At 42.7% G+C, this 22358-nt stretch carries 24 protein-coding genes and 1 riboswitch; of the genes, 12 read left to right on the forward strand and 12 right to left on the reverse strand.

The window, feature by feature from the left end; all coding sequences use genetic code 11:
- The first annotated feature begins 203 nt into the window (after positions 1-203).
- Positions 204-318, forward strand: a riboswitch (SAM riboswitch).
- 85 nt (positions 319-403) lie between these two features.
- The 3 genes from ACQKL6_RS11950 to ACQKL6_RS11960 all read left to right on the forward strand — a co-directional run bounded on the left by ACQKL6_RS11950 (position 404) and on the right by ACQKL6_RS11960 (position 3228).
- Positions 404-1516 (forward strand): methionine biosynthesis PLP-dependent protein, encoded by a 1113-nt coding sequence (locus tag ACQKL6_RS11950; RefSeq protein ID WP_402867662.1) that lies wholly within the window; start codon positions 404-406, stop codon positions 1514-1516.
- Positions 1513-2694: a cystathionine beta-lyase gene (gene metC / locus ACQKL6_RS11955; protein ID WP_427651165.1), complete on the forward strand. Its 1182-nt coding sequence runs from the start codon at positions 1513-1515 to the stop codon at positions 2692-2694. The genes ACQKL6_RS11950 and metC overlap by 4 nt, the downstream gene beginning before the upstream one ends.
- 72 nt (positions 2695-2766) lie before the next feature.
- Positions 2767-3228: a GNAT family N-acetyltransferase gene (locus tag ACQKL6_RS11960; RefSeq protein WP_403123503.1), complete on the forward strand. Its 462-nt coding sequence runs from the start codon at positions 2767-2769 to the stop codon at positions 3226-3228.
- 69 nt (positions 3229-3297) lie between these two features.
- Here the strand turns inward: ACQKL6_RS11960 and ACQKL6_RS11965 are convergent, their stop codons facing one another.
- Both ACQKL6_RS11965 and ACQKL6_RS11970 read right to left on the reverse strand, forming a co-directional pair.
- Positions 3298-5316, reverse strand: a complete 2019-nt coding sequence (locus ACQKL6_RS11965; protein WP_427651166.1) for an ABC transporter ATP-binding protein — start codon at positions 5314-5316, stop codon at positions 3298-3300.
- A complete protein-coding gene (locus ACQKL6_RS11970; protein ID WP_407407189.1) occupies positions 5313-7064 on the reverse strand; it encodes an ABC transporter ATP-binding protein in 1752 nt (583 codons plus the stop codon). Before ACQKL6_RS11970 ends, ACQKL6_RS11965 begins: the two co-directional genes overlap by 4 nt.
- Before the next feature lie 519 nt (positions 7065-7583).
- Between ACQKL6_RS11970 and ACQKL6_RS11975 the strand changes: the two genes are divergently transcribed.
- From ACQKL6_RS11975 to ACQKL6_RS11990, 4 genes are all read left to right on the forward strand, one after another.
- Positions 7584-7754, forward strand: a complete 171-nt coding sequence (locus ACQKL6_RS11975) for a hypothetical protein (RefSeq protein WP_402867658.1) — start codon at positions 7584-7586, stop codon at positions 7752-7754.
- 83 nt (positions 7755-7837) lie between these two features.
- On the forward strand, positions 7838-8953 hold the full coding sequence (locus ACQKL6_RS11980) for a DUF2515 family protein (RefSeq protein ID WP_427651167.1): 1116 nt from the start codon (positions 7838-7840) through the stop codon (positions 8951-8953).
- Between the two features lie 75 nt (positions 8954-9028).
- Positions 9029-9394 (forward strand): hypothetical protein, encoded by a 366-nt coding sequence (locus ACQKL6_RS11985; RefSeq protein WP_402867656.1) that lies wholly within the window; start codon positions 9029-9031, stop codon positions 9392-9394.
- Between the two features lie 280 nt (positions 9395-9674).
- Entirely contained in the window at positions 9675-11792 is a 2118-nt protein-coding gene (locus tag ACQKL6_RS11990; protein WP_402867655.1) for a peptidoglycan D,D-transpeptidase FtsI family protein, read from the forward strand.
- Positions 11793-11970: 178 nt separating this feature from the next.
- On the opposite strand, the gene ACQKL6_RS11995 is transcribed toward ACQKL6_RS11990, so the two are convergent.
- Complete coding sequence (locus tag ACQKL6_RS11995; RefSeq protein WP_427651168.1) at positions 11971-12468, reverse strand: CBS domain-containing protein; 498 nt, start codon at positions 12466-12468, stop codon at positions 11971-11973.
- 218 nt (positions 12469-12686) lie between these two features.
- Here ACQKL6_RS11995 and ACQKL6_RS12000 point away from each other — a divergent pair, with 218 nt between their 5' ends.
- The 4 genes from ACQKL6_RS12000 (at position 12687) to ACQKL6_RS12015 (ending at position 16009) form a co-directional block, all read left to right on the forward strand.
- Complete coding sequence (locus ACQKL6_RS12000; RefSeq protein ID WP_402867653.1) at positions 12687-13478, forward strand: TIGR00266 family protein; 792 nt, start codon at positions 12687-12689, stop codon at positions 13476-13478.
- A 93-nt stretch (positions 13479-13571) separates the two neighbouring features.
- Positions 13572-13778, forward strand: a complete 207-nt coding sequence (locus ACQKL6_RS12005) for a hypothetical protein (protein ID WP_427651169.1) — start codon at positions 13572-13574, stop codon at positions 13776-13778.
- Between the two features lie 242 nt (positions 13779-14020).
- Positions 14021-14323 carry a phasin family protein gene (locus ACQKL6_RS12010; RefSeq protein ID WP_402955593.1) on the forward strand — a complete coding sequence of 101 codons (303 nt, stop codon included), beginning with the start codon at positions 14021-14023 and terminating at the stop codon, positions 14321-14323.
- Between the two features lie 15 nt (positions 14324-14338).
- Complete coding sequence (locus ACQKL6_RS12015) at positions 14339-16009, forward strand: ABC1 kinase family protein (protein WP_402867650.1); 1671 nt, start codon at positions 14339-14341, stop codon at positions 16007-16009.
- A 79-nt stretch (positions 16010-16088) separates the two neighbouring features.
- Here the strand turns inward: ACQKL6_RS12015 and ACQKL6_RS12020 are convergent, their stop codons facing one another.
- The 7 genes from ACQKL6_RS12020 to ACQKL6_RS12050 all read right to left on the reverse strand — a co-directional run bounded on the left by ACQKL6_RS12020 (position 16089) and on the right by ACQKL6_RS12050 (position 19739).
- Entirely contained in the window at positions 16089-17018 is a 930-nt protein-coding gene (locus ACQKL6_RS12020; RefSeq protein WP_402867649.1) for a catalase family peroxidase, read from the reverse strand.
- Between the two features lie 185 nt (positions 17019-17203).
- Positions 17204-17746 carry a glutathione peroxidase gene (locus ACQKL6_RS12025; RefSeq protein WP_402955584.1) on the reverse strand — a complete coding sequence of 181 codons (543 nt, stop codon included), beginning with the start codon at positions 17744-17746 and terminating at the stop codon, positions 17204-17206.
- A 102-nt stretch (positions 17747-17848) separates the two neighbouring features.
- A complete protein-coding gene (locus ACQKL6_RS12030) occupies positions 17849-18163 on the reverse strand; it encodes a YbjQ family protein (protein ID WP_427651170.1) in 315 nt (104 codons plus the stop codon).
- The gene (locus ACQKL6_RS12035; RefSeq protein WP_402955581.1) at positions 18144-18362 is read right to left on the reverse strand and encodes a sigma-Y antisigma factor component; all 219 of its coding nucleotides are present in this window, start codon (positions 18360-18362) and stop codon (positions 18144-18146) included. The genes ACQKL6_RS12030 and ACQKL6_RS12035 overlap by 20 nt, the downstream gene beginning before the upstream one ends.
- The gene (locus tag ACQKL6_RS12040) at positions 18355-18702 is read right to left on the reverse strand and encodes a YxlC family protein (RefSeq protein ID WP_402955578.1); all 348 of its coding nucleotides are present in this window, start codon (positions 18700-18702) and stop codon (positions 18355-18357) included. The genes ACQKL6_RS12035 and ACQKL6_RS12040 overlap by 8 nt, the downstream gene beginning before the upstream one ends.
- Positions 18656-19222 carry an RNA polymerase sigma factor SigY gene (gene sigY, locus ACQKL6_RS12045; RefSeq protein ID WP_402867644.1) on the reverse strand — a complete coding sequence of 189 codons (567 nt, stop codon included), beginning with the start codon at positions 19220-19222 and terminating at the stop codon, positions 18656-18658. The genes ACQKL6_RS12040 and sigY overlap by 47 nt, the downstream gene beginning before the upstream one ends.
- 88 nt (positions 19223-19310) lie before the next feature.
- Positions 19311-19739: an Lrp/AsnC family transcriptional regulator gene (locus ACQKL6_RS12050; RefSeq protein ID WP_402955571.1), complete on the reverse strand. Its 429-nt coding sequence runs from the start codon at positions 19737-19739 to the stop codon at positions 19311-19313.
- 118 nt (positions 19740-19857) lie between these two features.
- Between ACQKL6_RS12050 and ACQKL6_RS12055 the strand changes: the two genes are divergently transcribed.
- Positions 19858-20256: a carboxymuconolactone decarboxylase family protein gene (locus tag ACQKL6_RS12055; protein WP_402955568.1), complete on the forward strand. Its 399-nt coding sequence runs from the start codon at positions 19858-19860 to the stop codon at positions 20254-20256.
- Positions 20257-20403: 147 nt separating this feature from the next.
- Here the strand turns inward: ACQKL6_RS12055 and ACQKL6_RS12060 are convergent, their stop codons facing one another.
- Positions 20404-20901 carry a kinase gene (locus ACQKL6_RS12060; protein WP_402955565.1) on the reverse strand — a complete coding sequence of 166 codons (498 nt, stop codon included), beginning with the start codon at positions 20899-20901 and terminating at the stop codon, positions 20404-20406.
- A gap of 137 nt (positions 20902-21038) precedes the next feature.
- Positions 21039-22304 (reverse strand): MFS transporter, encoded by a 1266-nt coding sequence (locus ACQKL6_RS12065; RefSeq protein ID WP_427651230.1) that lies wholly within the window; start codon positions 22302-22304, stop codon positions 21039-21041.
- Between the last annotated feature and the right edge of the window lie 54 nt (positions 22305-22358).

Here is a 22358-nt window from a genome sequence, read left to right on the forward strand (position 1 = left end):
AGCATCTTTATCACCTCAAGTTTTAATACTTTTATTTTAAAATAAAAAAGACTGTAGGCAAAGTCGATTTTCATCGAGTTTGTCTACAGTCTGAAACATGATACATGTTCCATAATAGCTAGTCCCAAATAACCGTCTATTAGGAATGTCCTTGACAGAATCCTATATTTATAGTAAATTCAAAAGAAATTGAATAATCAAAACTCTTATCGAGAGAGGTAGAGGGAATGGCCCTATGACACCTCAGCAACCTTCATTTGTTTCAAACCAATGAAAAGGTGCTAATTCCACAAGTTTGTGTAACTTGGAAGATAAGAAGAATGACTCTATCCTACTTATTCAAGTCTTCTTCTTAAAGAAGACTTTTTTTATTTTATTTAACTAAAAGGAGCAGTGAAAAATTATGTACAAAACAGAAACCTATCTTGCTCAGCTTGGAAACCGCAGTGAAACGGCGACAGGAACGGTCAATCCGCCCGTTTACTTCTCGACGGCTTTCCGTCACGAAGGAATTGGTCAATCAACAGGATTCGACTATACACGAACAGGAAACCCTACACGCCAGCTATTGGAGCAATCGATCGCCAAACTAGAACATGGCGATCAAGGATATGCATGCAGTTCGGGAATGGCTGCCATTGCCACCATCCTTTCCTTATTCAAATCAGGGGATGCATGGATCAGTAGCGAAGATTTATATGGCGGTACATATCGTTTATTAGAGCATGGCTTTAAAAAATGGGGGCTACAATGCGAATATGTCAATACATGTTGCCTGGAGGATATTGAAAAAGCAATCACCCCTCAAACAAAGGCCATCTTTATTGAAACTCCCACAAACCCTCTTATGCAGCAAACGGACATTCCAGCCGTCGCCGCTCTTGCCAAACAATACAATTTACTATTGATTGTTGACAATACTTTTTACACGCCGATCATCCAACAGCCCCTCTTACTTGGTGCTGACATCGTGATTCACAGTGCAACGAAATATCTAGGTGGCCATAATGACGTGTTGGCCGGCTTGATTGTGGCAAAAGGCGCCGAGTTATGTGAGTCCCTTGCTTTCCACCATAATGGTATGGGTGCGGTCTTGAGCCCATTTGATTCGTGGCTGTTGATGCGCGGGATGAAAACCTTGGCACTGAGAATGGAACGTCATGAAAAGAACGCCAAGGTTATCGTTGATTATTTGACGGAACATGAAAGTGTAACGGATGTTCTCTATCCAGGTCGTGGCGGCATGATTTCATTCCGGGTCAATGATGAAGCGGTGGTCAACCCATTTCTACAGTCCCTTTCATTGATTTCATTTGCCGAAAGCCTTGGTGGCGTCGAAAGCTTCATCACGTATCCGGCGACACAGACACATGCCGATATGCCTCTTGAAGTTAGAACGGCAAATGGAGTTTGCAATCGACTCCTTCGATTCTCTGTCGGCATCGAGGACAGCGGAGATTTAATCGAAGACCTGCAGCAGGCATTTGCTCAAGTTAAAAAGGAGGCAATACGATGACAAACCAAGAATTCAGTTTTGAAACCAAATTACTACACAACCAACATAAATTCGATCCAACAACAGGTGGGGTGAGTGTTCCGATTCAGCATGCTTCCACCTTCCATCAAACCGACATTGATCAATTTGGCAAATACGATTACAGCCGGAGCGGGAATCCGACGCGAGAAGCACTGGAAGATATCATTGCGGAACTGGAAGAAGGCACGCGCGGATTCGCTTTTTCATCCGGGATGGCTGCCATTTCAACGGCTTTCCTCCTGCTTTCTGCCGGTGACCATATCGTCATCTCTGAAGATGTATACGGAGGCACATTCCGAATGGTAACAACCGTGCTGACCCGTTTTAACATCGAACATACCTTCGTGGATATGACGGATCTTGAAAGTGTAAAAGCGGCCATCCAGCCAAATACGCGAGCAATCTATATTGAAACGCCTTCCAATCCCTTGCTTAAAGTAACCGATATTAAAGCGGTATGTGATATCGCCAAAAGCATTGGCGCATTAAGCTTTGTAGACAATACATTCCTGACACCTGCCCTGCAAAGACCGTTAAACCTCGGGGCCGATATTGTCCTGCACAGTGCAACAAAATTTTTGTCTGGACATAGTGATGTCGTAGCAGGCCTTGCCGTCGTAAAAGACCCGGACCTTGCCGATAGACTTGGTTCCCTCCAAAACTCTTTTGGAGCGGTGCTCGGTGTTCAGGATGCCTGGCTTGTGATGAGAGGTCTGAAAACCCTATCCGTCCGGATGGAGCACTCTCAAAAAGGTGCTGAGAGAATTGCGGAATATTTAAAACAGCAACCGTTAGTGAAAAACGTGTATTACCCTGGTCTTTCCGACCACCCACAACACGGCATCCAGGAAAATCAAGCCAGGGGAGCGGGAGCTGTTCTATCATTCGAATTGGAAAGCGAAGAAATTTTCCGCTCGTTCGTAAACCATGTCGAGTTACCCGTGTTTGCTGTAAGCCTCGGGGCCGTCGAATCGATTCTATCTTACCCGGCTAAAATGTCCCATGCGGCCATGCCTGCAGAAGAAAGGGAAAAACGCGGCATCACGAACAGCTTGCTTCGCTTGTCCGTCGGTTTGGAAAATCCTGATGATTTGATCAGGGACTTTGATTTAGCCCTTAAGAAAAGTACAGAAAGACAGGCCGTTTCTACTAAATAAACGGATGAGAAGGATAAAAGGAACAAGTAATGTTAGGATTTTAATTCAGGATATTTCAAAGGAGAAAAGGATTTGAAAATCGATCGAACAGACGATTATGAATTACTTGCTAGATTGAATAAATACGTGCACGATATACATGCGAATTTATATCCTGATTATTTTAAGCCATATAACTTCCAAGAAGTTAAAGCTTTTTTCCAAGGAATCATCCATCGAGACGAATTCACTTTCCTGAAGTTGGAGGATGAAGGAAAACCTTTGGGATATGCTTGGATTGAGTTAAGAAACCTTCCCGAAAATGCATTTAAAAAAGCGTATAAATCTGTATATGTTCATCAAATAAGTATAGTGGATAGTCAAAGAAGAAAAGGATATGCTACTACGTTAATGGATAGAATTACTGATTTTGCAAAAGAAAACGGCATTAACAGGATTGAACTGGATTATTGGTTCGATAACGAAATTGCAAGGAACTTTTATAAGAAGAATGAGTTTGTAAAATACCGAGAATTTGTTTACAAGGAAATGTAATCTATATGAGCAAATGAGAAAGAAGAGGAGCAAATGCCCCTCTTCTTTTTCATCCTACATATTATGAATCTATCCAGCCATCCCCTTATTAGGTCCAGCCTGCAGTTCATACATTTGATAGTATTTCCCCTTTTGTTCCATCAACCCTTCGTGTGTCCCCTGTTCCACTATCCGCCCTTTATCCAATACGAGAATCTGGTCGGCATTCTTGATCGTGGATAATCGATGCGCGATGATGAAAGTCGTTCTTCCTTTTTTCAACACTTCCATGCCTTCTTGGATGATGGCCTCTGTTTCCGTATCGATGCTCGCCGTTGCTTCGTCCAAGATCAAAATCGCCGGATCGAAGGCCAGGGCGCGAGCAAAGGAAATCAGCTGTCGTTGTCCCGAGGACAATGTCCCACCTTTTTCAATCACCGGTTCATCAAGCCCTAATGGCAAATGCCGCAACACTTTATCTCCACCAACATCCTTTAACGCTTTTTCTATGGTGGCCCTTGTGATCCTTTCCTGGCCTAGACTGATATTGGAAGCAATCGTTCCCGTGAATAAGTAAGGATCCTGAAGGACGATCCCCATATGTTCCCTTAAGGTTTGATGGGGGATATCCAAAATATCCTTTCCATCAATCTTAATGGTCCCCTCATTGCTGTCATAAAAACGGAACAGTAAATTCATGATGGAACTTTTCCCTGAACCAGTATGGCCCACCAATGCGACCGTTTCTCCCTGACTAGCTGAAAAGGATATGTCCTTTAAGACATATTCATTTTCCTTATAGCCAAACGATACATGTTCGAATGCCACATTGCCTTTATATCTGGGAATGTTTCGATCGCTGACCTGAATGCCCGGCTCATCCAACAGACTGAAAGCCCTCTCCCCCGCAACCAATGCCTGTTCCAGGTTCGCGAACTGATTGACGATTCCATGTAACGGATGAAGCAGTCGGCTGATCAAGTCGACGATGGCATACATCATCCCGAGTGAAACGGCTGAGGTCGCTGTAAGCGACATCCCGCCAAAATACCATACAAATGCGATGAGTGCGATAACCTTGATGACTCCAATCAAGTTTCCCCCCGTCAAGGAATTCAAATGAAGCATCTTGTTTTGATAAAAGTAATGATCTCGGTTCAAGGTTTCAAATGACTGTTTCGTTTCCTTTTCACGTCCGAATGCTTGAATGATATTCATTCCTGAAATCGATTCATTGATCATCCCATTGATATCACTGACTCGTTCCCGAATGATATGATTATATTTCGAGGCGAATTTACGATATACCTTCGTCCAGATAATAATGATGGGAACAAGTAGGAGACCCATGAGACCCGCACGTGCATCCAAAATGTATAAGGCAATAAGTACACCGATAATGTTGATCGTACTCGAAAAGAAATTGGCCAGGACGGTTACATATAATTCGCGGATGGCCTCTGTATCATTTGTGACCCTGGCAACGACCTTACCAGCAGGCATATTGTCAAAATAGCGGATTGGCAAACGGGAAATGTGGGTGAAAATATCATTTCTCATCCGCTGGATAATCCGGTTGGCGGCTTTCTGTAAATAAAAGCTCTGTCCGTATTGAAAGACGGAGGAAATGAGGACTAGACCGAAATAAAAAGCGACCAGTCCCAATATCCTTGGAATTTCCGGTTGATAAAACCCCATCAATTCCTGGGTTGATAAGGGTTCAAATGCCGTCCTCGTTTCTTTTCCGCCTTTTTCAATGACTAATGTATTACCATCTAAACTGCGGCGCCCATCCACCGGGACCGCTTTATCGACGAAGACGAATTGGCTACCGACCTGTAGCACCCGGACCTCTTTCCCTTTCTCTTCCCCTTTTGAAAAATAGGCATCCCTTTTGTACCAGTGATTTTCGTATTCCACGGCATCTTGCCCTTTTTCCGTTTCATGCCAAGATGATTCGATTCCCATTATATGAGAATCGATGATTTTTTTAGCGACGAATGGACCGCTTAAATCGGCGGCAACGGAAAGGGCCAGCATGATCAGTGCTCCGATGATTATCTTTTTGTAAAGGGAAGCATATTGAACGAGTTTTTTTACAACCTTCATGCCCCGACCTCCGTTCCTTCATTAACTTGTTGCCGCTCATATTGCTCCTTATACCAGCCTTCTTGCTTGAGTAAACTTGCATGTGTACCCTCTTCGATAATCGTCCCATTGTCGAGGACGATGATATGGTCCGCATGTTGAACGGCCGATAAGCGGTGGGTCGTGATGATTGTCGTTTTCCCCGCCCGTTCATTTTGGATATTTTTGATGATCGTCGTTTCCGTTTTAGCATCCACGGCTGAAAGGGAATCATCCAGGATCAGGATTTCCGGATTTTTAATCAAGGCTCTTGCTATCGATATCCGCTGTTTCTGTCCTCCTGATAGAGCGACCCCCTTTTCACCGACGAGCGTTTCAAGCCGGTTAGGTAGCATCGTTACATCCTTCTCGAAATCTGCAAGTCGGATTGCTTCTGCAAGCTCTTCTTCCGAGGCGTCCAGTTTTCCGAAGAGGATATTATCTTTCACGGACCTTGAAAATAAAAAGTGATCCTGTGGGACATACCCGATTTTGCCGCGGACATCCCCGAGTTCAAGCTGTTCAATCGGCATTCCCGCAAATACGACTTCCCCGCTTCCCAGTGGGTATTCCCTCAGCAATTGCTTCACGAACGTCGTTTTCCCGCTTCCTGTTTTACCGACAATCCCTAAAGTGCGACCTTGTTCCAGTTGAACCGATATATCAGACAGATTCACCACTTTTGAAGAAGGGTAGGTAAAACTCACTTGATGAAACGCGATATCATCCCCGTTCAAAGATTGCCCGGGCTTCAATGGATTTTTCACATCGGCTTCATAGGAAAGGGTTTCTTGAACACGGTCTAAAGATGCATTCCCCCTTTGCATGACATTGATTAATTCGCCTACGGCAATCATTGGCCAAATCAACATGCCTAGGTATACATTGAATGATACAAGGCCTCCAAGCGTGATGGCTTGTTGAAAAACAAGGTACGCTCCGTATCCAAGGCCGATTAAGTAACTAATGCCGATGATGATGGTGATCGTCGGATCGAAAAGGGCATCGATCTTTGCCACTGCCAGGTTTTTGCGATAAACATTCTCCGTCATCTCATCGAATCTCTTTTCATCTTCCCTTTCCTGGACGTATGCACGTATGACACGCACGCCGGAAATGGACTCCAACACTTTGTCATTCAGCTCACCGAATGCTGATTGTGCATCCGTAAATCGCTTATAAATTTTCTTCACATAAATCTGCATCATGAGGGCCATGATGGGTAGGGGCAGTATAGCCGCGATCGTTAGCTGCCAACTGACGGTCACGCCCATCATGATGACGACCATGAATGTGAAGACGACCGAGTCGACCAGTGTCAATATTCCGAAACCAGCCGTTTGCGAGATGGCTTTTAAATCATTGGTCGCCCTTGCCATCAGATCACCAGTACGGTTTTTCTCGTAAAAGGTCGGTGTCATCTTCAATAAATGCCCCATGAATCCTGACCTGATCTTCCTTTCGACCAAATTCCCGCCACCAAATAAAAGGTAACTCCATAAGTATCCAAATAAATAGCTGACACACATAAGAACAAGCAAATAAGTAACATACCGCACCAAGGCATCTTGGGTCATATTGCCATTGTTCATATCATCGATGGCATTCCCAATGAGCCGTGGGGGGATGACTTCCATTACATTTACCAAACATAAAAAGATAATAGCCAAGGTATACCGCCGCCACTGCTCTTTAAAGAACCAGCTCAGCTTCTTGAATATCGCAAACATGAATTCCTCCTCCTTATGTAGTCACCACCAAGGTTGATTGGCCACTATTTGGCTCTCCCGCTCGAAGCAGATATCCCAAAGCTTTGCCCCCCTTGACCTTCCTCCTCTTACACATGTATACGGAAAGGATACTGGCCTGCCCACAATGCTCTCTAAACAGGAAAAGCTCCCGCATCATTTAGCAGAAGCTTTCAATATGCGTAAGAAAACGCATCAAAAAGCAGGCCGCGAATATCCACAACCTGCGCACATGCTATCCAAAGAAACATATAAGTCTATTACTTATATAGACAATGTTTCGGGCCAGGCTGACGTATGAAAATATACGATCATTGCTTCTTTTTGCTTATCGAATTTCGTCATGACGTCCTCCTCCTTTCAAAGATACATTGGAAATAATTAACTTGTTTTTAAAGATTACTACGGGTGTATATTTTTGTCAATTGTGACTTTTCTAGATTATTGTTGAATAATCATTTATCCTATAGGGATAACGTAACCCTAAAGGAGGTTCATTCTATGAATTGGAGAAGCTATATACTACTGGCTGTTCCATTTTTATTACTATCCATTTTCATTGCATTTGTCGTTCCCGAAAAATACAGTCCGTTAGCTTTCATTCCAGTTGGGCTTTTCTGGGTCGTCTACTATATCATCATGTATTTGAATAAGAAGAAAAAGAACCGTTGATCTAGTACGATGGCTCTACAGGAGCAACGCCCCTTTCTTGACTGCTCTGCATATACTAACCGAAAAACATTCGTGGTGATTGTATGTTCTCGCAATATGTGCAGAAGCTGTTAGGTGGAGCTCCACAAAAGATTCATCCCGTCTTGGATGCCGGGAATTTCGATGCATTGAAATCCAGATTGGAACTCGAGCTTAAGCAGCCTACGGAAGAATCCATCATTTTCTTTCCTGAAGAATCCTCCCTTATAAAAAACATCCGGGCTGAGACTGCGGCCCAGAACCGGAATAACGTGACCAGGACTCAAGCTTACCTTTCCTATTACAAGCGAAACCCCGAGGTGCATTGGTCTTTTTTAGCTCATATGGTTTCTAGGAACGGTGGCTATCATATGACGGACTTGGCCAGTTCTTCCATGACCCATCTTCTCAACAGCGAGGATCGGCAAAAATTCTTCCTTTTCCTAGAACGGGCAAATTCGGCCATTTTTGCCGATGCCTTTCCACAGCTCCTTTTATATGAAAAGGCCAAGCAAAAAAATATTCCCTTAAGGAAATATTTGCGGATCTTCCATATCTCCAACTTCATGGCCCCCATATGGGAGTCCTTTATCCATGAGCCCCATTCTCCACTTTTAACAAACGCCCTCATTATCAATGAACAAAGGATGCTGGAAGAACGCGTATTGAAACGCTCCCGTCATGGTGAAATCCTCCGGAGGCTCGATTTCCGGCTACAGGAACTTTTAGGCTTTACGACGGTGCTCTTTCCTTATGCATACCAGAAAAAGCGCTATTCATTAACCGGCCTGACCGTTTCGCGATTTGCTGATCCCCTTCAACGAATCAAGACCGGCAAGACCCTATACCAGCTTCTCTTTCAACACCCCATGATCCTACAAGGTGTCGAGCAATTCGCAACCAATCATCCTCACACCGCTTCCCGGGCAGACTATTGGGATGATGTGTATACCTCTACATCCATTTCCAGCGTGGAATCGAAGGTATACAGCCCAACCCTCCCCACCGCCTGGAGTGATCGTCCGGTTTTCCCTTTGCCCCGGACTGATTGGTTTACGAAAGAAGCCTTCATTTATGATTTACAAGACTTGCCGTTTGTTCAAAAGGTGGACCTGACAAGCAAGGTGTTAGAAAATGTCCAACACTTAAAGACCATCAATGAACTGAAATCTTTCATTTGAATCCATGCCTCTCATTACGAATACAACCCCCATCATTTGGAAACAATGAGTACCAAAAAGAAGGGGAGAAACCAAATGAGAGGCATTGTACTGATGAATCCGAATCACGCCATAGGAGACTTACATCCGAGTGAGAGTTTTGCAATCCAAAAAATCATGACGGACAAGTATATAGAAGAAAAGAATATTTCTCCGGTCATACTGAACCCATATCAGCTCTATCCGTATTACACCATCCCTCATGTACTTCTCTTTAACCTGCAGAATAAACAAGTAAAGCAAATTGATTGCCTTGTCCTGCATTCAATCGAAACAATGGAACGTTTTATCACGATTTATCCTGAAAAGTGGCTTGAACTTTGCGGATATTTCAATGAAGTAATCAGCGTATCCGACCGTATGAGTTATTCGCTAACACCAAAGGGAAAAGAAGCCAATTAGGCATTGCTCGCATTCCGTATATTCCTTATAATTCCTTAAGAAGGGAAATTCGCAGTTAATTTGGCGGCGTTCCAGCCCCCATCTAAAAGGGCACATACTCCCCCTCATCCTCTGCTTCTTTCTTCTCGTCCTCCCGAATTCTCCTGGTTATTCTCTTATTCTTCTAACCTATTTTTTCTAATTAAATAATTTTATGGAATAACCATAGATATATAGGCTGTTTTTATATATCATTAGATTTAGGAATTTTTTACTTTTGATTAAGAAGGGAATGACCTAAATGAAGAAAGAAAAGAAAAAAAAGAATCCAATTCCTTTCCGACTGAACTTTATGTTCTTTTTCATATTCATATTATTTTCCGCCCTGGTTATAAGGCTGGGTATCGTTCAAATTGTTTATGGAGATAATTATTTACGCGAGGTGGATCGAACCGAAAATGATGTGGTCAACAGCCCCGTTCCCCGTGGTAAAATGTACGACCGGTACTTGAACCCAGTCGTCGATAATGATCCTCTTAATGCGATCACCTATACGAAATATCCAAATACAAAGACAGCAGAAATGCTAGAAACGGCCGAAATCCTCGCTACCTTGATAAAAAAGGATACGAAAAAAATTACGGAGCGGGATAGGAAGGATTTCTGGATCTTAAAAAATCCTAAAAAAGCGGAGGCTTTGATTACAAAAGCGGAACGGAAGAAAGTCGAAGAAAATAAGTGGAAAGAAAAAAAGTTATATGAACTTCAATTAGAGCGAATAACCGAAGAAAACATCAAAGAATTCACCAAGGATGAATTGGAAGTTCTCGCAATTTTTCGAGAGTTTAATAGTGGATACGCACTTACCCCATCCATCGTTAAGAATAAAGGCGTGACCAAAAAAGAATTCGCCAGGGTCAGTGAGCATTTATCCGACCTTCCTGGTGTCGATGTTACGACGGATTGGGATAGGACCTATAAATATGATGAAACGTTGCGGTCGGTACTCGGAAAAGTGTCCTCTTCCGAAGAAGGGCTTCCTAGCGAAAATCTAGACTATTATCTAGCCCGTGACTATACCCGGAATGATCGAGTCGGAAAAAGTTATATTGAGAAACAATATGAAGATGTCCTCCGTGGGAAAAAGGCGAAAGTGGAAAACATCTTAAGTAAAGGCGAAGTGGTTGACACGATTCCCGTGACTGACGGAGAAAGTGGAAAGGACCTGGTCCTGACCATCGATATGGAGCTGCAGCAAATAGTAGACGAAATCATTGAAACGGAGTTAAGAAGAACGAAAGCAAAGGGTAATACATATTTGTTAGATCGTGCCTTCGTCGTTTTAATGGATCCTAATACTGGCGAAGTCCTGGCAATGTCCGGGAAACAATACGGGCACAACGCTAAAACCGGTGCGACCGAGATTAACGATTTTGCCCTTGGAACAATTACCACATCTTATACGATGGGTTCCTCTGTAAAAGGGGCGACGGTTTACACAGGTTTTCAAACAGGGGTCATCTCTCCCGGGACAACCTTGTATGACCAGCCACTTTATCTGGCTGGGGCTAAACCCAAAAAGTCATATAGCAACTTGGGGTATCTATCAGATGTAACTGCATTAAAAAAATCATCGAACGTCTATATGTTCCTAACGGCAATCAAGATTGGCGGGGGTCATTATAGTCCACATCAAAAGTTAGGTCTTAAGAGTGGGTCCTTTACCACACTAAGAAACCATTATGCCCAATTTGGTTTAGGCGTTCGTACGGGCATCGACCTTCCCAATGAATCGGCGGGATTTAAAGGGGTCGATACTTCGACAGATGGATTGCTACTCGATTTATCCATTGGACAGTATGATACCTATACACCGATGCAATTGGCACAGTACGTATCGACGATTGCTAATGGTGGACAAAGACTTGAGCCTCATGTTGTTAAGGAAATCAGGAACCCTTCCGATAAGCATGGGGAATTGGGATCTGTATTTCAATCGGTGAGTCCGAAAGTTTTAAACGATCTGGGCGGGGAAGAAATTTGGATTCAACGTGTCCAAGAAGGCTTTAGACAGGTTGCACAGGAACCTGGTGGAACGGCATATAGTGCTTTTGCCGGCAAGTCATACCGCCCGGCTGCGAAAACAGGGACGGCCCAGGCCTTTTATGACGGGCCTCGAAGAAATGAATATAGCGAACCCGAACCAACTATCAATCTAACGCTTGTAGGCTACGCCCCACACAATAAACCAGAAGTGGCGTTTTCCGTCGTAGCACCATGGGTTTACCAAGGTTCCGCCGCAGATGATATCAACAAGCGGATTGGTGAAAGGGCGATGGATGCTTATTTCAAATTAAAGGAAAAAAGATTAAAAGGAGAAACAGAGAAAGACAAGGCGGTTGATTCAAATCCCGAGTGATCCAAATCGGGTGAATCGACAAAAATGGGGCTGTCTAATAAGTCTTTATTCCAGGGAATTTGACAAAAATAAAGAGGCAGAAATGTTGTTAAATCAACGTTTCTGCCTTTTACCATTTATTCAATTTCGGTGTAATTATCCCTTTTGGGACAGCCCCATTTCATTTTCATACTTAATACTATAGCTTTTGGACGAACTCTTTATAAAGGGCCCGTAGCGCATCTCCCCTGCTAATTATCCCGACAACCTTATTATGTTCATCCACCACCGGGATTTTCTTGAAGTGGTGTTTTGATATGACCTTTATCAAATCAGACAATGGATCTTCCGGGGATAACTTCGTGATTTTCTTATTCTTAATAATTTGCGAGACTTTATCATTCATTTTAGAGGCGACCTTTTCGTCCAGGTTTTCGCCAGGCAAAATCGTGATGTACGTGTAATATCCCTTGACGGATTCTTCCGCGGGTGCCAGGTAACGTAAAATATCTCCATCCGATACCATCCCTAGAAGCTTATCCTGATCATCGACCACAGGAACCCCACCAACCTTATTTTCTATAAAGAGCCCCATGATTTCCTTTAATGTAAAATTCGGGCGAGCCACATATACCTCTTTGATCATATAATCCTTGACTAACATCCAACCACCCCTTTTATTAAGTTGATGTTCCATATCCAATATCTATATTTTCACTTACTTTCCATTTAATCATACCATTAAAAAACATTGGTACTTGTGCATTCTTTGTCAATTTTTCTACTTTCATCTGCCCCACCCTCTTATTGGACAATCAGCCCCCTCTTTTTCCGTAAAACAAATCATTGAATAATATTGGAAGATTGGATGAATTTCTTTTACAATGAAAATAAGATAAGAATGGAGGATAAACAATGAATAATCATGAAATAGATTACAAATTACACGGGGATGACATGCAGTTTGTCGAGGTCGAATTGGATCCCAAAGAAACGGTGATTGCCGAAGCAGGCAGTTTAATGATGATGGAAGATCAAATCAAAATGGAAACGATCTTTGGCGATGGGTCATCGAGCAGTGATGGAGGGATGATGGGAAAACTTTTTGGTGCCGGTAAAAGGCTGCTTACGGGCGAGAGCTTATTCATGACCACCTTTACCAATGAAAGTCATGAAAAAAGGCATGTTTCTTTCGCCTCCCCTTATCCAGGTAAGATCATCCCTATGGACTTGAGTGAGCTCGGCGGAAAAATCATTTGTCAAAAAGATGCTTTTTTAGCGGCAGCGAAAGGTGTATCGGTTGGAATCGAATTTCAGAGGAAAATTGGGACAGGCTTTTTCGGTGGTGAAGGGTTCATCATGCAAAAACTCGAAGGAGACGGAATGACTTTTGTCCATGCAGGGGGTACGATCCACCAAAAGGAATTGGCCCCAGGTGAGGTACTCCGTGTGGATACCGGCTGTCTAGTCGCCATGACCAGCGGGGTGGATTATAACATCGAATTCGTCAAAGGTGTAAAAACTGCGCTATTCGGCGGAGAAGGTCTTTTCTTTGCGACATTGAAGGGTCCTGGAACCGTCTGGATTCAATCCCTTCCGTTCAGCCGCCTGGCCAGCCGTGTGTTTGCTGCGATGCCACAAAATGGCGGGTCATCCGATGAAGGAAGCATAGCAAAAGGCTTGTTCGGCTTATTCAACGATAAATAATTGATGCAGTCTGTGGCCGGCAGGCTTTTCGGCCACAGATATCATCTAGCAGAAAAGGGTGGAATCGACATGCAGCTTGTTAAATGGTCCTACATGAGACGATACAATATCAAAGCGATTTTTGACCAATACCCCAACTCCCCCGTCATCTTCAGAAAAATAAGAGAGTACTATTTTGTTTACACCATTCAGTGGACACCTGCCGATGAGCCTGTTGGCAGAAACGAACTCGAACAAATGGAACGACTGCTTAACCGGGAGCTCGGAACCGAATGGCAATACCTCTACCGTAAAAAATGACATTCATTCTACTTATCTTGTCAGTGGCTTTCATATTGAATGGTTCTCCGTATCAAGTCGGTTTCTAACAAATCTTTAGTGCATGTTCACCTTTCACCTTGTAGACACATTCTTCCCATCATTTCGAATACTCTGACCCATAATATTTTAGTAGTGTTCATGATTCATGTATGATAGAAGAAAAGCATGGTTTACTCTTGGAGTTTAAGGTGTAAAAAACTTTATATTGGAGGAATGTAAACATGGACTTAATAAAAAACATATTTTCCTTAGGCATAGGTGCTGCTGCAGCAACGAAAGAGCAGATTGAGAAAACGGTGGATACCCTGGTAAAAAAAGGCGATATCAGTAAAGAAGAATCAAAGGACCTTATTAAACAGTGGGTAGAAAAAGGAGAACAGGCCCAAAAGCAAATCGATGATTCAGTCAAAGTGAAAGTCAACCAGGCTTTGAATGGCCTCAATTTGGCCACAAGAGAAGAAGTTCAGGCATTAGAGCGCCGGATAGCTGCTTTAGAACAAAAAAACCAATCCATACAACCTTGATCTGGAGGAAAATGAATGTTTGGCAAGCGATTGAAACATGCACATCGGTATCAGGAAATCACGAATGCCTTTTTAAAAAACGGCATGGGTTATTTCATCTATCGATTGGGATTATCTGATGGAAAATCCACATCGAAAGTCGCACCCGAAGAAAACCTGAACCTGCGGTCGATCGGGGAACGGCTACATAAGATATTACAAAGTTTAGGCCCGACTTTCATCAAGCTTGGTCAGATTGCCAGTACCAGACGTGACATTGTACCGGAAGAAATTGTCCGCGAGCTAGAGAAGCTCCAGGATCAGGTCACACCTTTCCCTTTTGAAAAAGCACGCCAGATTATTGAAGCTGAATTGGGGGATTCGTTGGAAAGCCTTTTTCTTGAATTTCAAGAAACCCCTCTTGCGACCGCTTCAATCGGTCAGGTCCACGTTGCTCGGCTTCACTCACAGGAAGTGGTCGCCATCAAGGTCCAACGACCCGACATTTTGCCAAACGTGGAAACGGATTTGGAGATCCTCGATGATTTGACCAGGCTTATGGAAGCCCGGATACCTTGGGCAAGGCGATATCAAATCAGAAAAATGATTGATGAGTTCGCTAAGTCCCTGCGAGCTGAACTCGATTATAATTCAGAAGGGCGGAACGGAGAAAGGATAGCCAAGCAATTCATCGACAATCAAGGTATCAAGATACCGAAGATCCACTGGGATTATTCAACCAAAAAGGTCCTGACGATGGACTTCATCAAAGGCATCAAGATCAATCATTACAAACAGCTTGATGAAGAAGGATATGATCGCAGGATAATCGCGGATAGATTAGCCAATTCCATTCTTCAGCAGATTTTGATTGATGGTTTTTATCACGGTGACCCTCATCCAGGGAATATCGTCATCTTACCTGGGAATGTAGTGTCTCTGATGGATTTCGGTATGGTCGGCCGTCTTGAGGAAGAGATGAAGTATCAGTTTGCTTCCCTTGTCATAAATCTAAAGCGAGGAAGCACCACTGGATTGATCAATACCCTTTCCAATATGGGACTTCTCACGGACGAAACGGATATGTCTTCGTTACGATATGATATTGATGAATTGCGGAATAAATATTATGACATCCCCTTGAGCCAGATAAGCTTGGGTGGTGCAGTCAATGATCTGTTTTCCGTGGCCAATGAACACAAGGTCATGATTCCACCCGAATTCACGATGCTTGGTAAGGCTTTGCTCACCATGGAAGCCATCGTCGAAGAATTGGACCCGAACTTCAGTATCATGAAAGCCGCAGAACCTTTTGGTGAAAGGCTATTGAAAGAGCGTTTCCATCCTAAGAACCTGGCAAAGAAAACATGGAATCAATTTATTGAATCCGCAGAAGCAATTTCCGAGCTTCCTAAGGATATAAGGGACGTTTCAGATATCATCAAAAAAGGAAAGTTACGGTTGGACATCAACATCCCCGAACTCCAGGTTTTCTTACATAAACTTGATCAAATCTCGAATCGGCTGTCCTTCAGTATAATCCTGTTGGCCTTTAGCATCATCATGGTCGGTCTAATCGTCGGCTCTGCCATTGCCGGCCAAGCAAACATCCTTTGGAATATACCGGCCATCGAAATCGGGTTTGTCGTCGCAACCCTCATGTTCTTATTGATGATCTATACCATCTTTAGATCGGGGAGAATGTAGTTTCATCATGAAAAAAGAGAAAATTCCTTCTTGGCATTTTCTCTTTTTTTCATGGACATTCACAAATTCGCCTGCCCAATCACTGGTTATGTGTGCGTCGGTCATAAGAAACGGCATAGGCGCTATGACGGAAATTCAAGATGGGATCTTCCGAACACTCAATCCCATCCGTCACATTCGTTGGATCGAACCGGATTGCCTCATTCTGCGAGTCCAATTTACCTGTGATGGATAACTTCCCAACCGTAATGATTTGACTATCTTCCGGCCACACGACGGTAGGATCATCAGTCGGGGCATTTTCCTTACCGATTTGTATGTTTAAATTAAAGCTGGCTGGTCCTCGTTTCAGCCTTTCCTCCATGTCTCCAGTCAAGAAATCTGGTGGAAGCTTGGCCAATTCATCCTTTTCCAGCATACTTAACCCGGCATCCGGCTCCCACTGATATTTGATGGCCTGGCGCTTCCCATTTTCATTCACGAAATAATAGGCGTGTATGGAAAAGTATCGTGCCATTGTATAACTGGCAGGGGAACGCATTTCTTTAATCATCTGTAGACCCGCTTTGCTTTCAGGGTATTTCATCGCAATCGTTGCGAGTTCTTTCAAATTCGGGAAACCATCTTTGGCCGATTTGACAAACTCAAGAATCTCAACAAACGCTTCTGGTTTTTTCGCGAAGAACAAAGGAATCGTCACGGCAATAAGATCTGTTTCCTCCCCATCAGGCAAATGGAACTTGACAGCCATCCCTTTTACGGGAGAATGGGCATCCGTATGATTGGGGTTCGGGGAACTATTGGAGAATCGGATGGTGGCCTTAACTGCCTGATTCTGAAGATGTGGTGCGTCAGTTAACAATGCGGCTTGACCATTTGGGGTAAACACGCCCTCATAGTAATTCCCCCTCGCATGAGCTCGACGATTCCCCGGAAACGTACCCACGACTTTTTCAATGGCATCCACCGCCTGATTAGCTAATTCGGGTTTTGCCTTTTCATTTTCCACGTTCATCACCCTTCTTTCCGCTAAAGTTATCTTTTACCAGTACCCTCAATCTCGATTGTCTATTCCATATAAAACGCAGGATAACACATCGTCCTTCTCTTTATTTCCATATGCAGATATTTTTAACGTGAAAACGACAAAAACGCCTGAAAGAATCCAAGCGCTGCCGTTTTTCCATAAGGGTTTTATAAAAGGGCTTCAATATCCTGTTCCATATCAAATGGGGCTTCTACCGATTCAAAACGCTTCACGACATTTCCTTCGCGGTCGATAAGGAACTTCGTGAAGTTCCACTTAATTGAATCATCTATCAAAAACTCTGGATGCTCCGCTTGCAATTTTGCATGCAGCATTCTTCCGCCTGGCTTGTCGACAAGACCGGTAAATGGCGCATTCATTGTTAAATAGTGAAATAATGGATGTGCCTGACTTCCCCTGACATCCACTTTACTGAATAGTGGGAAATTCACGCCGTAATTCAACTGACAAAATGTTTCCACTTCTTGGTTTTGGCCTGGTTCCTGTTCTCCAAACTGGTTACAAGGAAAACCAAGAATGTTCAATCCTTTATCTTTATATCGGTCATAAAGCTTTTGTAAATCCTCGTATTGCGGGGTAAACCCACATTTACTTGCCGTATTGACGACGATAAGGACCTCACCTTTATACTTCTCTAAAGAAACTTCCTGTCCATTGATTCGCTCTGCAGAAAATTCATAAATCCCCACTCTTCATTCCCCCTTATATTTCTATCTAGAATTATACGATAGGAATAGAAGGAACAAAAGAAATAAGCTTAAATACCTATGACTAATTGCTCATAAAAATCTTCATTCAACATATACGGCAGTTCCATAGGCAATGATTTCACAAGCATTCTGCATGATAGCGGATGTTTCAAGACGCATCGCAACGATGGCATTCGCACCTTTTTCCTTAGCGTCATCCACCATTCTGCCAATGGCCTTTTGCCTAGCTTCCTTCATCATTTCCGTATACTCAGAAATTTCCCCACCGACAATGGTCCGCAAACCCGCCATAATATCTTTCCCGATATGCTTTGATTGGACCGAGTTCCCTTTAACGAGTCCCTTCAGTTCCTTTATTTCTTTACCCGGCACTTCATTAGTAGTCACGATAATCATTGAGCTCATCCTCTTCCCGTTTTCTTATTTTTTTTACGATTAAATAAAAAATTAGCGGAACCGGTGCTTGAATCAAACCAAGAATGCCCCATAACCAATGATTGAAACCATTCTTCTTTGCATCGGTGAATAAATATATGCTTTGGGCCAACAAGATAAGCCCACACATAATCAATACATACATCTGCATTCTATCCATGACTGCTTTCCACCTTCCTTTTTACATAAAACGTATATATGCCGATGAAAATCACGCTCAACACTTGTAATGTGAGAAATACTTCAGGTTGATGAAATAAAGATAGAAACAAGAAGCAGAGAATGAGAGCAGCCGTCACTAGAAACATAAGCACTTCTTTCCGCCATTCCCTTCTGGCTTTTTGACGCTTTCGTTTAATGGTTTGCTCAAAAAAAGATACTTGTGGGACATCGATGGAAATCGTATCGTCAAATTCCTCCAAGCTTTTCTTGATTTGACTAACCGTCTCTTGATCACTCTTGTCTGAGTGGTTTTGATAAACCGGATGGTTCTTTTTCATCGTTACTGACCAACTCCTTTCTAATCTTCTTTAATCCAATATGGACACGTGACTTCACGGTACCTTCTGGTATCTTGATGATTTTCGCAATCTCTTCGTAAGAAAATCCGTAATAATGCTTCAAGATGATTGGAATTCGCAGATCATCCTCTACATTCCCCAATGCTTCCATTACATCATCCCATGCTTGATTGTTGGCCTGCGTCTCCCATTTGAGCTTTCTGACCGATTGTTCTTGCCTTAACCAGGACTCTTCCCGCTTCTCCTTCCGCTTCTGATCCAAGTAAACCCGAGTCGCAATGGAAATCAGCCATGTGGAAAACTTGGAAGTCCCTTTGTACCTTGAAAGATTCTCGATGGCCTTAGAAAAGGTTTCCTGAGCTACATCTTCTGAAGTTTGTAAATCATAAGTCAATTTAAGCAAGTATTTTAGCAGAAAAGGATACGTGTTTTGAAATAGTGAGGCTAACGCCTGATCATCCCCCTTTTTCGCCGCTTTAATCAGCTCCCGTTCTTCCATCTATCATCACCTGCTCCCTGATCCTTAGCTTGTTACTTATATGACGGTTAAGGAAATGAATTCGTTCACTGACTTGTAAAAAAATTTTTCATTCAGAAAGTCTCTCTACTTCAGAAAGAATTACATGCGTCACCGTCGATGCAAAAGGAATGGCGAGATTAATGAATTCTTCCACTCTTTGAAGGCTTTCACAGCGAATTTTGAGCATGAAACAAGCCTTTCCCGCGATTCGATAGCAAAATTCCACATTTTCTTGACCCAAGATAAACTTTCTGAATCGGTCATATTCCCCATTTTTCACCGTCGCTTCAATCATGCATTCTATCGGAAAGCCCATTTTTTTATAATCAATCTCGGCTCCATAACCCTTGATGATACCAAAAGACTCCATTTGCCGGACACGTTCTGTAACGGCGGGTGCTGACATCTCCACTTTCTTTGCCAATTCTCTCATGGAAACCCTGCTATCATTCTTCAGTACGGCTAAAATGCTGCGGTCTTTATCGTCTAATTTCATATGAATACTATTCTCCTTATTTTCCATTCATCTAGTATTTTTTTGTCCCTATCACTTTTCATGTGCGATTAATTTTTCATTTCTTCTAGATTATGATTATCTCAAAGGGGAGATATCGATGCCAAGAATTAAAAGTTCACAATTTGGAACAAGTCCATTTCAGCAATTGTTTCATAACGAAGGAATTGCGCATAATTGGAATGACCTCTCAGAAACCATTTCTGCTGATGGAGTGCTTACAAAGCAATTGAAGGAAAATGTCAGAAGAATTCTAGCCTATGGAAATGGCTGTGCGTACTGTCAGGCCAAAGGCATTCCAATGGAACCGGCCGATATAAAAGAAAGCTACGCAATCGCCTTTGCAGAGGTATTTTTAGTGCAACGCGAGAAAACAGAAGAACGTTTTTTTGTAGTATTAAAGGAAGTATTCAGCGACGAAGAAATATCAGAATTAATAGCCTTCATTTGTTTTTCCACTGCACAACAATACTTCGGGGCCATGATGGGACTAAAATAACGTCTGCATTCAGTTACAATTTCTAGGACTTGCAGTGGATTCGTACATGTGATGAATATAGTGTAAGAAGGTAAACACCGCTTCTCTATACAAACATTAAAGCAGATTGAATTCACTCTGCTTTTATACTCATTCTCGTTATATCAATCAATCTTCTAAATGATCAAAAACCTGATTCAATACATCATCCTGTGACGTTTCGTTAGTCCATATCATTTCATTTTTGATACCTAGATAATCATTCGGCTTCCACCAAGCACGTAAAGACTCTTCTCCAAACTCCATCTTTTTTGAACGAGAGTTGTGACGTTTGACGGTTTCTTCAAAGGATAAATCAAAATAACAAATTAAAACCTTTTCGTTATAGAACCGTATTAAGTGATGTAGCATATCACCATAAAGATCTTTATGTAAGATTCCTTCCAAAATGACATATTCACATTTTCCTTTTCCGTATTCCGTAATTTGTCGGATCAAATCAATTGAAAGGTTGCCTTCTCTATCACGAACATTCAACATGTCCCGGCGAACTGTATCCTGAGAAACCAATAGGGTACCTATTCCTAACTGATTTTGAAGGCTCTTTGCTATCGTTGTTTTTCCACTGCCAGAGTTCCCTCGTATGATGATTAGCTTCGATTTCATGGTCTCCCCCCCATAACCTTGCGCTCTTTATATAAACCCTGATTGTTAGCAAGACATTTTCTCAGATTGAGGCTGAACCTGTACCGTTTAGAAAAGGTAAATGGAACAAGAAGTTCCTTGTTCCATTCCTTACTTGCTTAATTACTTCGCTTAATCCTTGTAGCTTCTGGCGCCTTTTCATGGATGAACTTCGGTATAATGGCCATATATAGGAAGCCTACGAAGATCAGACACCCTCCCACTACCCAATATAACGTTTCTACTGCTATGTAGGTGGGGAATCCAACGGCTATCAAGAATAACGTGATTGATTGCGATAACATCACCAAGGGGTTGATCCATCCTTGGACCCTCCCCATCATTTCGGGAGCAACGAGGCTTGGCAGCCACCCGCCAAGGGACACATTAAGTATGGGAAGCGATAGAGCCACGATGGCTAATCCAATCATATATTGCAGGGTTGTTTCGACAAGGCCACTGGCCACCGTGCCCACTCCCGATATCAGCAAGCCTACGACCATCATATGATGAAGCTTCATTTTTTTGGCCAGTACCGAAGCTAAGATGCTTCCCAGCAATACTCCAGTCCCGAAAATGACACCAAAGATGACTGCATACTTTTCATAATCAACAGGTTCAAGTTTGTACTTCAAGATAAAAACCTGCATCACGGAAAATCCACCATTCACAATCCCAAATACTAGAAAACCGCTGATTAACGTGAACAATAGCTTATACTGCCATATATATTGCCAGCCAATTTTAAAATCTGCCCAAACGCCTGTTACACTCAGTTCCTTCAAATTGTAAACTCCATTCGGCTGTCTGACTTCTTTTGAAATCCGACAGGAACGGATCAAGAAACCACTGATTATAAATCCGATCACATCGAAGATAATGGCTCCCTCAATGCCGACTGACCAATAGATAAAAATGCCGATTCCGTTTCCGAAAAGCATGAACAGACTCGATACCATCTGATTTAAACCAGCCGCCATCGTATAATCCTCTTTAGGCAAAATGCCTTGAATCAACGCTGACTCCGCTGGCACAAAGAAATTCCTGACGGCACTTCTCAGAAAAATGACGGCAAACGATACCATGAGAAGATGTAGCTCTAACGAAAGCAAGAATAAAACAGACAACCCTGCGCAAATCCAATCACAATACAAAGCAATCTTTTGCCTGTCCAATCTATCAGCAAAAACCCCCACCAGTAAGAAAACAGCAAGGGTAGGCAAAGAATACATTAATTCCGTAACCGTCGCATAAATCGGCTGATTGGTGAAGCGGTCCAGTAAATAAAACATAAATGCAGTCATGCCGATGGTCCCGCCCATTTGTGATGTTACGTTCGCTAAAAATAATTTCGTATAATTTTGATTGTTAAAAAGTTTTATGATCTCTTTCTATCCCCCTTCATCCGACTTTCTGGTTAATTTTACCCAAAAATTCCA

The organism is Peribacillus sp. NPDC097197, from assembly GCF_050278025.1.
GTDB lineage: Bacteria > Bacillota > Bacilli > Bacillales > DSM-1321 > Peribacillus.

Bases quoted from the DNA above. Each gene is read 5' to 3' on its own strand.
- ACQKL6_RS12015 (WP_402867650.1), top strand. From the start codon at position 14,339: ATGTTTGGCAAGCGATTGAAACATGCACATCGGTATCAGGAAATCACG.
- ACQKL6_RS11965 (WP_427651166.1), bottom strand. From the start codon at position 5,316: ATGAAGGTTGTAAAAAAACTCGTTCAATATGCTTCCCTTTACAAAAAG.
- ACQKL6_RS11970 (WP_407407189.1), bottom strand. From the start codon at position 7,064: ATGTTTGCGATATTCAAGAAGCTGAGCTGGTTCTTTAAAGAGCAGTGG.
- ACQKL6_RS11990 (WP_402867655.1), top strand. From the start codon at position 9,675: ATGAAGAAAGAAAAGAAAAAAAAGAATCCAATTCCTTTCCGACTGAAC.
- ACQKL6_RS12005 (WP_427651169.1), top strand. From the start codon at position 13,572: ATGAGACGATACAATATCAAAGCGATTTTTGACCAATACCCCAACTCC.
- ACQKL6_RS12055 (WP_402955568.1), top strand. From the start codon at position 19,858: ATGCCAAGAATTAAAAGTTCACAATTTGGAACAAGTCCATTTCAGCAA.
- ACQKL6_RS12060 (WP_402955565.1), bottom strand. From the start codon at position 20,901: ATGAAATCGAAGCTAATCATCATACGAGGGAACTCTGGCAGTGGAAAA.
- ACQKL6_RS11950 (WP_402867662.1), top strand. From the start codon at position 404: ATGTACAAAACAGAAACCTATCTTGCTCAGCTTGGAAACCGCAGTGAA.
- ACQKL6_RS12000 (WP_402867653.1), top strand. From the start codon at position 12,687: ATGAATAATCATGAAATAGATTACAAATTACACGGGGATGACATGCAG.
- metC (WP_427651165.1), top strand. From the start codon at position 1,513: ATGACAAACCAAGAATTCAGTTTTGAAACCAAATTACTACACAACCAA.
- ACQKL6_RS11995 (WP_427651168.1), bottom strand. From the start codon at position 12,468: ATGGAACATCAACTTAATAAAAGGGGTGGTTGGATGTTAGTCAAGGAT.
- ACQKL6_RS11980 (WP_427651167.1), top strand. From the start codon at position 7,838: ATGTTCTCGCAATATGTGCAGAAGCTGTTAGGTGGAGCTCCACAAAAG.
- ACQKL6_RS12035 (WP_402955581.1), bottom strand. From the start codon at position 18,362: ATGGATAGAATGCAGATGTATGTATTGATTATGTGTGGGCTTATCTTG.
- ACQKL6_RS11985 (WP_402867656.1), top strand. From the start codon at position 9,029: ATGAGAGGCATTGTACTGATGAATCCGAATCACGCCATAGGAGACTTA.
- ACQKL6_RS12050 (WP_402955571.1), bottom strand. From the start codon at position 19,739: ATGAAATTAGACGATAAAGACCGCAGCATTTTAGCCGTACTGAAGAAT.
- ACQKL6_RS12010 (WP_402955593.1), top strand. From the start codon at position 14,021: ATGGACTTAATAAAAAACATATTTTCCTTAGGCATAGGTGCTGCTGCA.
- ACQKL6_RS11975 (WP_402867658.1), top strand. From the start codon at position 7,584: ATGAATTGGAGAAGCTATATACTACTGGCTGTTCCATTTTTATTACTA.
- ACQKL6_RS12030 (WP_427651170.1), bottom strand. From the start codon at position 18,163: ATGATTATCGTGACTACTAATGAAGTGCCGGGTAAAGAAATAAAGGAA.
- ACQKL6_RS12040 (WP_402955578.1), bottom strand. From the start codon at position 18,702: ATGAAAAAGAACCATCCGGTTTATCAAAACCACTCAGACAAGAGTGAT.
- sigY (WP_402867644.1), bottom strand. From the start codon at position 19,222: ATGGAAGAACGGGAGCTGATTAAAGCGGCGAAAAAGGGGGATGATCAG.